The sequence below is a fragment of the Mycobacterium genavense ATCC 51234 genome (assembly GCF_000526915.1).
Taxonomy (GTDB): Bacteria; Actinomycetota; Actinomycetes; order Mycobacteriales; family Mycobacteriaceae; genus Mycobacterium; species Mycobacterium genavense.
Window position 1 is genome coordinate 886,304 of record NZ_JAGZ01000001.1, and the last position, 12,739, is coordinate 899,042.

Annotated in this window: 12 protein-coding genes and 2 pseudogenes; 5 read left to right on the top strand and 9 right to left on the bottom strand. The window is 68.6% G+C overall.

Annotation, left to right across the window (positions count from 1 at the left end):
- Positions 1-24: 24 nt before the first annotated feature.
- From msrB to T428_RS0104415, 4 genes are read right to left on the bottom strand one after another with little or no spacing between them, the layout of a single operon-like run.
- Positions 25-435, bottom strand: a complete 411-nt coding sequence (msrB, locus tag T428_RS0104400) for a peptide-methionine (R)-S-oxide reductase MsrB (protein ID WP_025735529.1) — start codon at positions 433-435, stop codon at positions 25-27.
- A gap of 8 nt (positions 436-443) precedes the next feature.
- Entirely contained in the window at positions 444-1,742 is a 1,299-nt protein-coding gene (aftC, locus tag T428_RS0104405; RefSeq protein WP_025735530.1) for an arabinofuranan 3-O-arabinosyltransferase, read from the bottom strand.
- A gap of 20 nt (positions 1,743-1,762) precedes the next feature.
- Positions 1,763-3,343, bottom strand: a complete 1,581-nt coding sequence (locus T428_RS0104410) for an alpha/beta hydrolase (protein WP_036466923.1) — start codon at positions 3,341-3,343, stop codon at positions 1,763-1,765.
- 9 nt (positions 3,344-3,352) lie between these two features.
- The gene (locus T428_RS0104415) at positions 3,353-4,123 is read right to left on the bottom strand and encodes a pyrimidine reductase family protein (RefSeq protein ID WP_025735532.1); all 771 of its coding nucleotides are present in this window, start codon (positions 4,121-4,123) and stop codon (positions 3,353-3,355) included.
- Positions 4,124-4,157: 34 nt separating this feature from the next.
- Here T428_RS0104415 and zapE point away from each other — a divergent pair.
- Positions 4,158-5,215 (top strand): annotated as a pseudogene (gene zapE / locus T428_RS25515) (cell division protein ZapE).
- Here zapE and T428_RS0104425 read toward each other — a convergent pair.
- The 3 genes from T428_RS0104425 to T428_RS25520 are packed head-to-tail and all read right to left on the bottom strand — an operon-like array spanning position 5,193 to position 7,027.
- A complete protein-coding gene (locus T428_RS0104425; protein ID WP_025735533.1) occupies positions 5,193-5,741 on the bottom strand; it encodes a GNAT family N-acetyltransferase in 549 nt (182 codons plus the stop codon). The pseudogene zapE and the gene T428_RS0104425 sit on opposite strands and share 23 nt — an antisense overlap.
- The gene (locus T428_RS0104430) at positions 5,729-6,238 is read right to left on the bottom strand and encodes a hypothetical protein (RefSeq protein ID WP_025735534.1); all 510 of its coding nucleotides are present in this window, start codon (positions 6,236-6,238) and stop codon (positions 5,729-5,731) included. Before T428_RS0104430 ends, T428_RS0104425 begins: the two co-directional genes overlap by 13 nt.
- A gap of 60 nt (positions 6,239-6,298) precedes the next feature.
- A complete protein-coding gene (locus tag T428_RS25520; protein WP_036466926.1) occupies positions 6,299-7,027 on the bottom strand; it encodes a Clp protease N-terminal domain-containing protein in 729 nt (242 codons plus the stop codon).
- Between the two features lie 269 nt (positions 7,028-7,296).
- On the opposite strand from T428_RS25520, the gene T428_RS33980 reads away from it, so the two are divergent.
- The 3 genes from T428_RS33980 to T428_RS0104455 all read left to right on the top strand — a co-directional run bounded on the left by T428_RS33980 (position 7,297) and on the right by T428_RS0104455 (position 9,340).
- Positions 7,297-7,479: a DUF732 domain-containing protein gene (locus T428_RS33980; RefSeq protein ID WP_245604726.1), complete on the top strand. Its 183-nt coding sequence runs from the start codon at positions 7,297-7,299 to the stop codon at positions 7,477-7,479.
- Positions 7,480-8,181: 702 nt separating this feature from the next.
- Complete coding sequence (locus T428_RS0104450; RefSeq protein WP_025735536.1) at positions 8,182-8,556, top strand: DUF732 domain-containing protein; 375 nt, start codon at positions 8,182-8,184, stop codon at positions 8,554-8,556.
- A 139-nt stretch (positions 8,557-8,695) separates the two neighbouring features.
- Positions 8,696-9,340, top strand: a complete 645-nt coding sequence (locus tag T428_RS0104455) for a hypothetical protein (RefSeq protein ID WP_025735537.1) — start codon at positions 8,696-8,698, stop codon at positions 9,338-9,340.
- Positions 9,341-9,373: 33 nt separating this feature from the next.
- Here the strand turns inward: T428_RS0104455 and T428_RS0104460 are convergent, their stop codons facing one another.
- Positions 9,374-10,030 (bottom strand): cation efflux transmembrane domain-containing protein, encoded by a 657-nt coding sequence (locus T428_RS0104460; protein ID WP_025735538.1) that lies wholly within the window; start codon positions 10,028-10,030, stop codon positions 9,374-9,376.
- Positions 10,027-10,374 (bottom strand): Cd(II)/Pb(II)-sensing metalloregulatory transcriptional regulator CmtR, encoded by a 348-nt coding sequence (cmtR, locus tag T428_RS0104465; RefSeq protein ID WP_025735539.1) that lies wholly within the window; start codon positions 10,372-10,374, stop codon positions 10,027-10,029. The genes T428_RS0104460 and cmtR overlap by 4 nt, the downstream gene beginning before the upstream one ends.
- Positions 10,375-10,407: 33 nt before the next feature.
- On the opposite strand from cmtR, the pseudogene T428_RS25530 reads away from it, so the two are divergent.
- Positions 10,408-12,605 (top strand): annotated as a pseudogene (locus T428_RS25530) (non-ribosomal peptide synthetase); the annotation flags it as partial.
- Between the last annotated feature and the right edge of the window lie 134 nt (positions 12,606-12,739).

A 12,739-nucleotide genomic window follows, 5' to 3' on the forward strand; every position in this document is an offset into this window, starting at 1 on the left:
AAGTGTCGGGGAATCCCCGGCGGATCATGCCCCGCTCGGCACCAGGCGCAGCGAGATGGAGTTGATGCAGTACCGCTGGTCGGTCGGGGTCGGATAGCCCTCACCGGCGAACACGTGACCGAGGTGGCTGTGGCAGTTCGCGCAAATCACCTCGGTGCGCGTCGTGCCCAGCGAGTGGTCGGGGCGCAGGATCACCGCATCGGAGTTGGCCGGGTCGAAGAACGACGGCCAGCCGCAGTGCGAGTCGAACTTCTCCGTGCTGCGGAACAACTCCGCCCCGCAGGCCCGGCATTCGTAGACGCCCTCGGTCTTGGTGTCGGTGTACTCGCCGACGAACGGCCGCTCGGTGCCGGCGCGACGCAGCACCTGAAACTCTTCGGGGGTCAGCTTCTGACGCCACTCGTCGTCGGTGAGCTGCAACTTAGGGCGTGACACGTCGGAAGTCATGCGTCCACGCTAGCGCGTGTCAGCCAGGCCGGGTCAATCCCGCCGTCCAGCCGGTTTTCGTCCTTGGCGTCGAGGTAGCGGAAGTAGAGCACGGTGAACACCACGATCAGCAGCAACGACCAGCCGTAGCTGATCTTGAGGTATTCCAGCGCCCGGCCCCATCGCATCCAGTTGAACAGCAGCCACCGGTCGAGTGTCAGGAAGCCGTAGATTCCCAGCCAGGCCGGCCAATTGCGGATCGTCGAATTCGGCAGCACGACCGTCATCAGGAACGGGAACAGCATCATCGAGTAGTAGCCCTGCGACAACGACAGCGCCAGCCACGACCACAGCAGCAGCACCCCCGAGGAGGTGGTGAACCAGAACAGCGGGTCGCGGGTGCGGTAGTAGCGGTACAGCAGCCAGAGCGCGCCGATCGCCAGCGCCGTGAACAGCAGCCGCAGGAACACGATCAGCCAGGTGGGCAGGCCGAAGTAGACGCCGTTGCCCTCGATCGAGCTGTTGAAGTAGTCGCGGGTGCCCAGGAAGTACGGCACCGTCTTCGTGACGAAGTCCATCGGGTCGGCGACCAACGGCCACGCCACCGCGTTGACGACGATCGGCACCACGAACGCCGGCACCAGCGCCCGCCATTGGCGATTCAGCAGCGGCAGCAACAGCAGGGGCAGCAGCACCGGTTTCAGCGTGAGCGTCAACCCGATCACCACACCGGCCCACCACTGACGGCTGTTTTTGCCGTCCAGCAGCCAGCGCAGGAACAGCAGCTCGGCGAGCAATACGCAGCCGTTGATGTTGGTGAACACCAGCGTGTTCGTCACCGTCTCGGTGCAGAACATGCCCAGCAGCAGGGCGGGAGCCGCGACCGAGGCCAGGGTGCATTTGAACAGCCGCAACAGCAGGTACCAGGCGATCAGGATCGCGATCGTGTTGATCAGGATGAACAGGTAACGCGACGGCGCGAACGACAGGTAGCCGAACGGCGCCATCAGCAGCGTGCCGCCGGGCGGATACAGGTAGTGCGGGTCGACGTAGTCGAAGTGTTCGTTGTAGATGTCCCAGCCGCGCCGGAAGTTCAGCACCGCACGGTAAACCGGCTTGAAGTCGTCGGTGATGTTGCCGTTGGTGGTGATCACGATGCTGCGGTGCAGCACCGAGAGGATCGCCGCCGGCCACAGCGCCGACCGCAGGATCGTCGCCGTGCTGGGCGGTCCGGAGCGGGGACGGAAGGCGGCCAGCAGCCAATCGCGCAGGCCGGTTCGAGTCGAGTCAGCAGCCGTCACCAGCGCACCGTACACCGCGGCGCCGCGCCGACAGTTCAGGCGGGACAGTAAGTGTCGGTGCCGGGCAGCTTGCCGGTGTTGAGATAGCCGACGATCGGCGGGATCGCGCACGCCGTATAGATGCTGGCCCCGTGGCCGATGCCCTGCCACATCACCCGGCGGCTGGCCGCGCCGGCGTTGATGATCGTTGCCGCCGTCTGCGCCACGCCTTCGGAGCCGACGATCGGGTCGTTCTGCACGCCCAGCAGCACGACGTCGACCCTGAGTTCCTTGGGCGGCGTCGGCGGCGAGATCGTGGGCCAGTGCACGCACTTGACCAAGTTGAGTGCGGCGACGGTGCCGAACTGCGGATAGAGCTTGGCCCAGGCGACGACGAGTTCGCGCACCCGGTCCGGGGTCGGACGGTTGATCGCGTCGCTGCAGGAGTTGACGAACTGACCGTCGGTGTCGACGGTGGCGTCGGCGCGGTTGATCAGGCTGGTCAGCTGGTTGGCATCGCCGGCGCGGGCCGCGGCCAGCGCGCTGGCCAGACTCGTCGTGGCGTTGACGCGGCCACCGGACGGGAAGCCCAGCGCGACGGTGATGGCGTTGACGACCTCGGCCAGCGAAGCACCGCCGGGCCCCCGGCTGGCCCGGGCGTCGGCCAGCAGCGCGCTGACGGCGCCCTTGGGGTTGGGGCCCAGCGCGCAGTTCACCGCGACGCACTGCGCGGCGAACGCGTCGAGCGCGGCCTGCTGTCCCTTGACCTGCTGCTCGGCGGCCGCTTCGGCGTTGACGCCCAACGCAATCGGGGAGTCGAGCAGCAGCCGCGCGACCTTGTCGGGACGCGACGACGCGTAGGCCAGCGCGACCTGCGCGCCGTTGCCGATGCCTAGCAACGCGACCGCGGGCACGTCCCACAGGCTGCGCAGCCGCTCGATGTCCGAGGCCGCATGCGAGTTGTCGTAGGCGCTGTCACCCGGGGCGATGGCGTCGGTGCAGCTGGTGGTGGCGGTGTTGGAGATGTCGGACAGGTTGGCGACCGGGTCGTCGCCGCTTTGGAATTGCGCCTGATCGCGCATCGACTGCCGGTCGGAATGATCCCGGCAGTCGATCGAGCTCGACATGCCGATGCCGCGGCGGTCCACGGCGACGATCGGGTGGGCCTGCAGCAGATCGCTGCCCGCCCGGGACAACCATACCGGCAGCTGCGCCGACGACGGCAGGTCCGAGCCGGTGGTGAGGACGAGCGGTCCGGCGTCCTTCGGGGTCTGATTCGACCGGGCGCGCACCACGCCGACGCTGACGGTTCCCGATCCGCCGTTGACCGGGTCGAGGTCGGCGTCGTAGTTCGCGCAATCCAGCCGGACGCCGGTGGGCGCGTTGCGAACGCCGGCGTCGTTGAACACCTTCGACGTGCAGTCGTGCCACGACAAGTCGTTCTTGGGGGCCGCGATCGGCGGCGGACCGGCCGGCGGCGGCTTCGTGGTGGCCGCGCCCTGCGGCCGGGCATCGGAATTCGTCGCGAAGCGCGGGTCGGCGGCCAGGCCGGGGACGCAGGCGGTCAGCAGCGTGATGACCGCGACCAGCGTGGTCACCGACCTGATGTGCCGACTCATGCCGACCACAGTAGCCATGCCGCGGTGCTAAGCCCGCACGTAGCGCGTGTACAGGTAGCCGGCGTCGTCGCTGAGGATGTGCGCGCAGCCCATCCGGGTCAGCGCCTGACCGGGGCCCGTCGCGATGCGCCGGGCCAGCCCGCCGACGACATACGGCGCGATCGTCAGGCACAGCTCGTCGAGCAGGTCGCGCTGTATGAGCGCGCCCAGCAGCATCGGCCCGCCCTCGGTCAGCACCCGCCGCATCCCGCGGGCCGGCAGGATCGCCAGCAGCGCGGCCTCGTCGACCTTTTCCGGATCGGGACCCGAGCAGTCGATGACCTCGGCCAGATCGCCGATGCAGCGGCGGGTTTCGTCGGCCGCGGCCGTGCAGGTGAGCACCAGGGGCGCCACCTCGGTGCGGGTGAACACCCCCATCTCCCGTTCCAGCCGGCCGGACTTGGTGACGATGGCCAGCTGTGGCACTTCGCTTTGCCCGCGGGCCTGCCGACGCTGGCGCTCGGCGATTCCCGCGTGCGCCCCGGAATAGCCCTCGATCCGCACGGTGCCCGCACCGACGACGACATCGGCGAGCTCGCGCAGCAGGAAGAAGATCAGGCGGTCACCGGGGCTTGCCATTGGGCCGGTCTTGCCGTCGGCGGTGGCACCGCCGTCGATGCTGGTGATGAAATTGGCCCGCACCCAGGTGCTGTCCCCGTCCGGATAGGCGTAGAGCTGGGGGAGTTCGCCGTCGTCGAGTTCGCGGCCCGACCCGAGCAGGGTCAACGGGATGTCGGCGGCTCTGCCTGACTCGGGCATGAGGACGATTGCAGCACACCGTTAGAGTTTTCGCATGCACGGGTCCACCTCCGCGGATGGTTTCGGGCCCGCACCGCATCTGGTGGATCGGCATCCGAGCGTGTCGCCCGAACGGCTGATCGCGCAATTGCGGCCGCCGCCGACGTTCGCCGACGTGGGCTTCGCGACGTACCGACCGGATCCGGCCGAACCGACGCAGGCCGCCGCCCTGGCGGCGTGTCAGGACTTCTGCCGGCAGGCGCAACAGCGGCGCGCGGGCCGCAAGAAGCTGCTCGGCCGTCGTAAGGTGCTGCCGGGCGTCGGGATCTACCTGGCGGCGGATTCGGGGTCGGCAAGACGCACCTGCTGGCCTCGGCCTACTACCAGCTGCCCGGACCCCGTCCCAAGGCGTTCGCGACGTTCGGGGAGCTGACCCAGCTGGCCGGGGTGTTCGGCTTCACCGAATGCATCGACCTGCTGGCCGACTACACCGCGGTGTGCATCGACGAGTTCGAACTCGACGACCCCGGCAACACCACGCTGATCTCGCGGCTGCTGTCGTCGTTGGTCGAGCGGGGGGTCTCGGTGGCCGCCACCTCCAACACGCTGCCCGAGCAGCTGGGGGAGGGCCGCGTCGCCGCCCAGGATTTTCTGCGCGAGATCAACACGCTGGCAAGCATTTTCACCACTGTGCGGATCGAGGGCCCGGACTATCGGCACCGCGGCCTGCCGCCGGCGCCGCAGCCGCCGACCGACGACGGGGTGATCGCGCGCGCCGCCGGCGTGGCCGGGGCGACGCTGGACGACTTCGACGCGCTGTGTGCGCATTTGGCCACCCATGCACCGTGCCGCTATCTGACGCTGATCGAGGGTGTCACGGCGGTGTTCTTGACCGGTGTGCACGGCATCGACGACCAGAACGTCGCGCTGCGGCTGGTGTCGCTGACCGATCGCCTGTACGACGCCGGCATTCCGGTGGTCGCGTCCGGCGCGAAACTGGACACCATCTTCAGTGCCGAGATGCTGGCCGGCGGGTACCGAAAGAAGTACCTGCGGGCCATTTCCTGGTTGCTGGCGTTGACCGCGGCGGCTACCCAACCTCGCGGGTCATGACGTAGTCGTTTTCCAGGTGATCGCCGACCTGGAACGTCCTGGTGCCGCTGCCGGTGAAACCGCTCTTGGCGTAAAAGCGTTGGGCGCGTTGGTTTGCCTTGCTGACGCCGAGCCGCACGCAGCGCACGTCCCAGTCGGCCGCGACCGCCAGCGCGGCGTCCATCAGCGCCGCGGCCGCCCCGCTGCCGTGCTGGTCGGGCAGCAGATACAGCTTGGACAGCTCGGCGGCCGGACGGATCTCCACCGCCCGCTGCACGCCGGCGTCGTCGGAGACGCCGCGAACGACCATGGCGTAACCGACGATTCGCCCGTCGTGGCGTGCGGTCAGAATGGCACGCTTCGGATCGTCCAGATACTCGCCGAAGCGGGCGGGCGACAGGTTGGCCGCGACGAAGGCAGCGATGTTGTCGGGCGTCGCGGTGGGCGGGCACGCCAACGGAAAGGTAAGCGCCGCAACGTGAGCCAGCTCTGCAGTATCGACGGAACCCGTCGCGACCCGCTGGATGGCCAGTGTCAGAGGTTCCACTGCGCGAGGTGCCTGCCGGTCTTGCGGTCCAGCAGCACGACGTTGGAGACCGGATCGCGGTAGGTGTCCCAATACACCCCGCCGCGCACGATCGCCCCGTTCGGCGCGTTGGTGAGCACGTTGTCCAGCGCGTCGGGTGCGTCGGTGGCGCGCGGCTTGTAGGCGTCGGCGTACGGGGTTACTCCGTCGAAGCTGAACGCGGTCGCCATGATGAACGGGTTGGGCACTTGGATCGCGCGGACGGTCACGTCGGCGCGGGTGGGGGTGCTGCCGGGAAAGCTCTTGATCGGAACCCCGCTGCGGGTGTAGCCGAATCCGGGCGGCGGGTTGCACGGTGACACGCTGCTGACCGTGACGTCGGCGATGTAGGTGCCGGTGTCAACCCGTAGCGTGTCGCCGATGTGACCGATCGGCGCGTCCTGAGCCCACGCGCTGGGAGCGGCGCTGCTCGCGGCGGCGATGAGCAATGTCGACAGGACGATCAGCCAGCGGCGCATCTTCGCATGATTGCACACCACCTAGTGCGGCGGGAGGGGTTGCACCGGCCGCTAATTGGGCTATTTGTCGCCGGCGAGCGATTTCAGCGTGGCGATCAGATCCGCCTCTACTCGGTCCTTGTCGACGCCGCATCGGTGCAGCGGCCCGGCGTCGTCTTCGAGTTCGAGCAACGCCAGCAGCACGTGTTCGGTGCCGATGTAGTTGTGGCCCAACCGAAGTGCTTCGCGGAAGGTCAGTTCGAGCGCCTTGCGGGCCGCGACGTTGAACGGGATCAGCTCCGGCTGCTGATGGGCCGGCCCGTCCCCGGCCGCGGGGGTGGCCGCCGCGCGCAGCGCCGCGACGTCGACGTGCTGGCGCTCCAGCAACACGGTGGCCAGCGCGGCCGGGTCGGTGAGCAGGCCCAGCAGCACATGGTCGGGCGTGATCTCGCTACTGCCGGCGTCGTGCGCGGCATTCTGGGCGGCCACCACGGCGCTGCGCGCGCGGGGGGTGAAGCGTCCGAAGCCCTGCGACGGGTCCAGGGTGGTGGGCTCGGCCCGTGGCACGAACCGCTTCTGGGCGGCCTGTTTGGTGACACCCATGCTCTTACCGATATCGGTCCACGACGCCCCGGACCGGCGTGCCTGATCCACGAAATGCCCGATCAGATGGTCGGCGATCTCGCCCAGGTGCTCGGCGGCCAGCACGGCCTCGGCCAGCTGATCGAGCGCATCGCTGTTCACCTGCTTGATCGCGTTGATCAGCTCGTCGAGGCGGACGGGATAGACGATGGGCGTCGGCTCGGACATACCGTCAACACTAGGTTGACGCCATGGCACGTGTCAACCATGGGTTGACACTCGGGTGGGCCGGGAATTTCCGGCCGAGGCAGGAATGCGAGTTTGCCGCGGGTCTGCGACGATCAGGAGGCTATGAAACGCCTCCTGATGCTGGTAAGCGCGGTTGCCGCGGTGGGCACCGCCGCCCCGGCGTATGCAGACCCGATGGACGACCAATTCCTGACGGCGTCCGGCGTCACCTTCCCCGACCCGGGTCGGGCGATCGCGGCGGCAAGTGGGTGTGCCAGGCGGTCGGCCAGGGCACGCAGATGGTCGACGTCGTCAAGACCGTCGAAGACCGTAACCCGGGGCTGCGCGAGGAGAACGCCGCCAAGTTCGCGGCCATCGCGGCCACCGCCTATTGCCCCGGTGCGCTGCCGCGCACCAGCACCATCAGCACCCCCGCCGGCGCCCCCCAGTAACGCGGACTAGTCCTGTTCTGGCGGCGCGGTTTTCGGTAACGGTGCGCGTCCCTGACCGGGCGCCCGCCCCAGTTGCAGCGGCCCCATTCCCGGCACGGTGCGCGGGGAGTCGTCGGGCTGCGGCGCTTGTGCCAGTGACCGGCACCCGAGATGCGCCAATCGGCGGCCCATCTCCACTCGTAGGTCTGCGCGGTGCCCAGATTCGTGGCCAGGGCGGCCATCCGGAGGTTGGCGTTCTCGGTCGCCATCCACGAGGCGACGACCCACACGTTGTCCAATTCGTCTTCGGAAACCTCGAAGACCCAAGACATTTCGCCTGGCAACCCATCGACGGGCGTATCTCCGGCTTGGGGGCGGACACCTCGAAGGGGTTGCCGTCCGCCTCGAGATCCAGTCCCACCTCATAGCGGACGGTCGGTCCGACCATGCGCAGGCTCACCTGCAGGCGGGCGACGTTCTTGCGACGCGGGGTGAGGCGGTCGACATCCAGGTCGACGCCCTTGGCGCCCGTCCTGGTGCGGCAAGTCCGCAGCTGATTCCACGCGAAGAACAGTCCGACCACGGCGATGATGCCGACAAAGACATCCAGAACAATCAAGATGGCAGTCACGTCGTCCTAGCCAACACCATGCCGCATCCCGCCTCGCCCACGCGACGAGGCGGGATGCGTGGTCTCGGCAACTCTGGGAGAATTCGAAAGTTATGAGACGCCTCATGATGCTGCTCAGTGTCGCTTCGACGATTGCCCTGGCGGTTCCCGCCCACGCCGACCCCAGCACGAGCCCCAGCCCCGCGCCTGACCCGGCCACCGATGCGAACTTCCTCAAGGAGCTCAAGGACGCCGGTCTCACCTTCTCGGACCCGGCTGCGGCGATCTCGGCCGGCAAGACGGTGTGCGAACTCGTCGACGCGGGACATTCCGACCAGGAGATCGTGAACAACCTGCAGCTGCGCAACCCGGGATTCGCCGAGAATGGCGCGGCGAAGTTCACCGCGATCGCCGCCGGTTCGTATTGCCCCAAGTACCTGACCGGCGAGGGTCGGGGACCCAAGCCCGAGGGTGCGGTCGGCGACTGAGCGCTCGTCCAGGTTCCCGCAACGCTCCCGACGCCATCGTGGTGGTGATCGGCACGGGAAATTCACTTTCCGCGCGCCCCGGATCGGCTATGTTGCGCGAGACGCTAGCAAATCGGGACGACAGTCAAGGGAGCCAATCGTGCGGAACGTGTCGGTGGCAGTAGCCGGCCTGGCAGCAGCCACTCTGGTGGTCGGCGCAGCGGTCACGGGCTGTGGCGGTGACAAGTCGTCGAGCCCGTCGTCGTCGAAATCGCCGACGTCGACTTCGTCCGCCGCGTCGTCGCCCACCCCGACGTCGACCAGCGCATCCGCGCAGCCTTCGGACTACAGCAATTTGCTGGTCAAGTCGACCGACATCGTGGTGCCCGGCGACAGCTTCACTGGGCCCAAAACACGGCAGCTGACCGACCCGGCGCCGGGCATCGAGGGCGTGTTCACCAACCAGGCCGGCTCGCGCAGCATCATCGATTCGCTGCTGGTGTATCCTGACCCTGGCGCGGCGGACAAGGACCGCGACTCGCTGACGAAGTCCTACACCGACCCGCAGAACGGCGCCATCAAGGGCGGCACCACGGCACCGGCCGACGTCGGCGTCGGCGGCACGATGGTGTCGAATCCCTCGCCCGACGGCAGCAAGGCGAAGACGTCGGTGATCTTCGGCGAGGGTAAGATCGTCGCCCTCGTCGCGTGCGAGAGCGCGCCGAACGACCCGGTGCCGCCGGAGATCGCCCTCGATGTGGTACGCAAGCAGGATGCGGCCATCAGGGCTGGTTTGCCCGACTAGGCAACCGAATATGTTGCAGCACAGGCGGTTTGGCTAGCAGCAGTGCTCGCCCCGCCAGGCGGTGCGGCCCTCCCGGACTGCCACGGCGGCGATCACCAGCGCCACCACCGGGTCGGCCCACGCCCAGCCGAACAGATAGTTCAGCAGCAGCCCTACCAGCAACACGCCGGACAGGTAGGTGCACAGCAGCGTCTGGCTGGAGTCGGCGACCGCGCTCGCCGAACCCAGTTCGTGGCCGGTGCGGCGCTGTGCGTACGACAACAGCGGCATGACCACCAGCGACACGGCCGCCAAAATGATTCCGGCGGTGGAGGATCCGGCCGTCTCACCGCCGGTCAGGGAGCGGATGGATTCGACCGTCACGTACGCCGCCAAAGCGAAGAACGACAGCGCGATGACCCGCAGCGCCACGCGTTCGCGAGCCTCGGGGTCGCGTCCGGCGAACTGCCAGTAGACCGCGGCGGCCGAGGAGACCTCGATCACCGAGTCCAGTCCGAACCCGATCAGCGCGCCCGACGATGCCACCGCGCCGGCCGACAGCGCGACGACGGCCTCGATGATGTTGTAGGTGATCGCCGCCGAGACCAGCAGCCACACCCGTCGCGACAACACGGCACGCCGTTGTGGTGCAACGAGATTCGTGGTTTCGGCGCCGCAGCAGGGCCCGGCGCAGGCATCCTTGTCGTTCATCGCGTCGCGCTCGTCTTGGCGGCAGTGGGCTCGTCCAGGCACGGCTGATCGGTATCGACGGTCAGCACCACCTGAACCAGTTCGCTCAATGCGCGGGCAAGATGCGCGTCGGCCAACGCGTACCGGACCTGTTGCCCCTGGTAGGTGGCCACCACCAGGCCGCAACCCCGCAGGCAGGACAGGTGATTGGACACGTTCGACCGGGTCAGGCCGAGCTGGACCGCCAATTCGCCGGGGTAACGCACGCCGTCGAGCAACGCCACCAGGATCCGGCACCTCGTCGGATCCGCCAGCGCCCGCCCGAGGCGGGCAAGGGCCGATTCTCGCGCCTCACAAGTCAGCACTCGCAAAACAATACAGCCGTGGCTGACATGACGCTAGCGCCCGGCGCGGGCGTCGGTGAGCAATGCCGCGCCGTGCAACGCACTGCCGCGCTGTTGCGCGAGCACGGCTACCTCGGGCATGCACAGCTGCGCGCACTGGGCGGGGTGGGCGAAATGTTCGACACCCTGTTGGTCTACGAGAACTTTCCGATGGACGGGCTGGTCGCCGGCGGCGAATTGACCGCCGGGAACGCGAGATTCCGGCCGTCGCAGCTGGTAGAGCCCCTGTCCCACTTCCCGATCGCGATCGCCGCCCACCCGGAGGGCCGCGAGCTGGTGGTGCTGGTCGAGGTGCTCGACGGCGCGCTGGGCGTCACCTCCGCCGAACGGCTGGGCCGGCGAGTGCTGGCCACCGCCGAGCGGTTGCTGCACGGCTGGGAGCGCCCGCTGCGCGAGATCAGCGTCCTGTTCGAGGACGAGGATGTCACGACCGAAGGTGCCGGGGCCCCGCCGGCGGTCGGCATCCACACCCGGTTCGCCGAGGTCGCGGCGAAGACACCGGACAACGTCGCCGTCAGCTGGGGGGCGGCGCACTGAGCTACCGCGAACTCGACGCACGCGCCAGCGGGCTGGCTGCTCGGCTGGCCGAGCGCGGGGTGCAGTCCGAAACCCCCGTGGCGATCCGGCTTTTCCGCGGACCGGAGTACATCGTTGCGATGCTCGCGGTGCTCAAGGCCGGCGGGATGTGCGTGCCGATGGAGCCGGGGCGCCCCCCCGAACGAGTGGAGTCGATTCTGCGTCAAACCGGGGCGTCGATCGTCCTGGATCAGAGGCTGGCCGAGGAACTGCTGAGGGGCGACAACCGCGACGCCGCCGATTTCCACGCCGTCGAGGTGCTCCCGGAGCAGGCCGCATATGTCGTCTTCACCTCCGGGACGACGGGAGAACCCAAGGGGGTCATCGGGACTTACGCGGCCGTCAGCGCGTATGCCGACGATCATCTGGACAGCGTGCTGCGGTCCGCGGCGGCCCGGCTGGGTCGCCCGCTGCGCATCGCGCATGCGTGGTCGTTCGCGTTCGACGCCGCCTGGCAGCCCCTGGTCGCGTTGCTCGACGGGCACGGGGTGCACGTCGTCGACGAGCGGCCCCAGACCGACGCCGAGGCGCTCGTCGCGGCGATCGCCGAGCACGGCGTCGACATGATCGACACCACGCCGTCGATGTTCGCCCAGCTGACCGCCTGCGGGTTGCTCAGCACGGTGCCGCTGGCGGTGCTGGCGCTGGGCGGCGAAGCGCTCGGTAAATCCGCCTGGACGCTGATCCGCGCCGAATGCGCACGATACCGGTTGCGCGCGTTCAACTGTTACGGCCCGACCGAAACCACCGTCGAGGCGGTGGTGGCCGCCAGCGCGGACCACGAGGAGCCGTCGATCGGACGCCCCACCCGCTACACCCGCGGTTACGTGCTGGACTCGGGGCTGCGCCCGGTGCCCCTCGGGGCGACCGGTGAGCTTTACCTGGCCGGCGCGCAGCTGGCCCGCGGCTATCTGGGCCGCCCGGGGGAGACCAGCCACCGATTCCTCGCCGATCCGTTCGCGACCGGTGAGCGGATGTACCGCACCGGCGATTTGGTGCGTCGCGGTGCTGACGGCTCGCTGCGGTACGTGGGGCGCGCCGACGCGCAGGTGAAGATTCGCGGCTACCGGGTCGAGCCCGGCGAGATCGCCGCCGCGTTGGAGTCGCACCCTGCCGTTCAGCACGCCGGTGTTCTGGCGCGGAGTCTGGACACCGGTGCGCGGTTGACCGCTTACGTGGTGATTGCGGGCGGGCAGAAACCGCCGACCGCGGAGCTGCGCGCCATGCTCGGTTCCCGGTTGCCGCGCTACATGATTCCGCAGCGCATCATCGCGGTCGACGAGATCCCGCTGACCGCGAACGGCAAGTTGGACGAGGCCGCGCTGAGCGCAGTCGATGCGGCCGAGGCCGCCGAAGCCGGGGCCGATCCGGAAACGCCCACGGAAGCCGTTCTGGCCGAGGTGCTTTCGGAGTTGCTGCACCTGCCCCGGGTTGACGTGTCCGCGGACTTCGTGCAGTTGGGGTTGGACAGCATCATGGCGTTGTCGGTGGTACAGGCGGCCCGAGCGCGGGGGCTGGCGTTGCGGGCCAGGCTCATCCTCGACTGCGTCAACGTCCGGGAGCTGGCGGAGGTGATCGACTCCGAAACCGCCGCTGCGGCAACCGATGTCGAAGACATGCTCAGTTCCATCTATCCGGTGCGGGTGGCCTCGGCGACCCGCACCGCGTCGGGGAAAACCTGGCCGCCATTCCCGGCGACGGAGTCGATTACGGCCTGCTGCGGTTTCTGCGCACCGACAGCGCGGAGCGC

Bases quoted from the DNA above. Each gene is read 5' to 3' on its own strand.
- T428_RS0104410 (WP_036466923.1), bottom strand. From the start codon at position 3,343: ATGGCTACTGTGGTCGGCATGAGTCGGCACATCAGGTCGGTGACCACG.
- T428_RS0104415 (WP_025735532.1), bottom strand. From the start codon at position 4,123: ATGCCCGAGTCAGGCAGAGCCGCCGACATCCCGTTGACCCTGCTCGGG.
- T428_RS0104430 (WP_025735534.1), bottom strand. From the start codon at position 6,238: ATGCGCCGCTGGCTGATCGTCCTGTCGACATTGCTCATCGCCGCCGCG.
- T428_RS25520 (WP_036466926.1), bottom strand. From the start codon at position 7,027: ATGTCCGAGCCGACGCCCATCGTCTATCCCGTCCGCCTCGACGAGCTG.
- T428_RS0104450 (WP_025735536.1), top strand. From the start codon at position 8,182: ATGAGACGCCTCATGATGCTGCTCAGTGTCGCTTCGACGATTGCCCTG.
- T428_RS0104460 (WP_025735538.1), bottom strand. From the start codon at position 10,030: ATGAACGACAAGGATGCCTGCGCCGGGCCCTGCTGCGGCGCCGAAACC.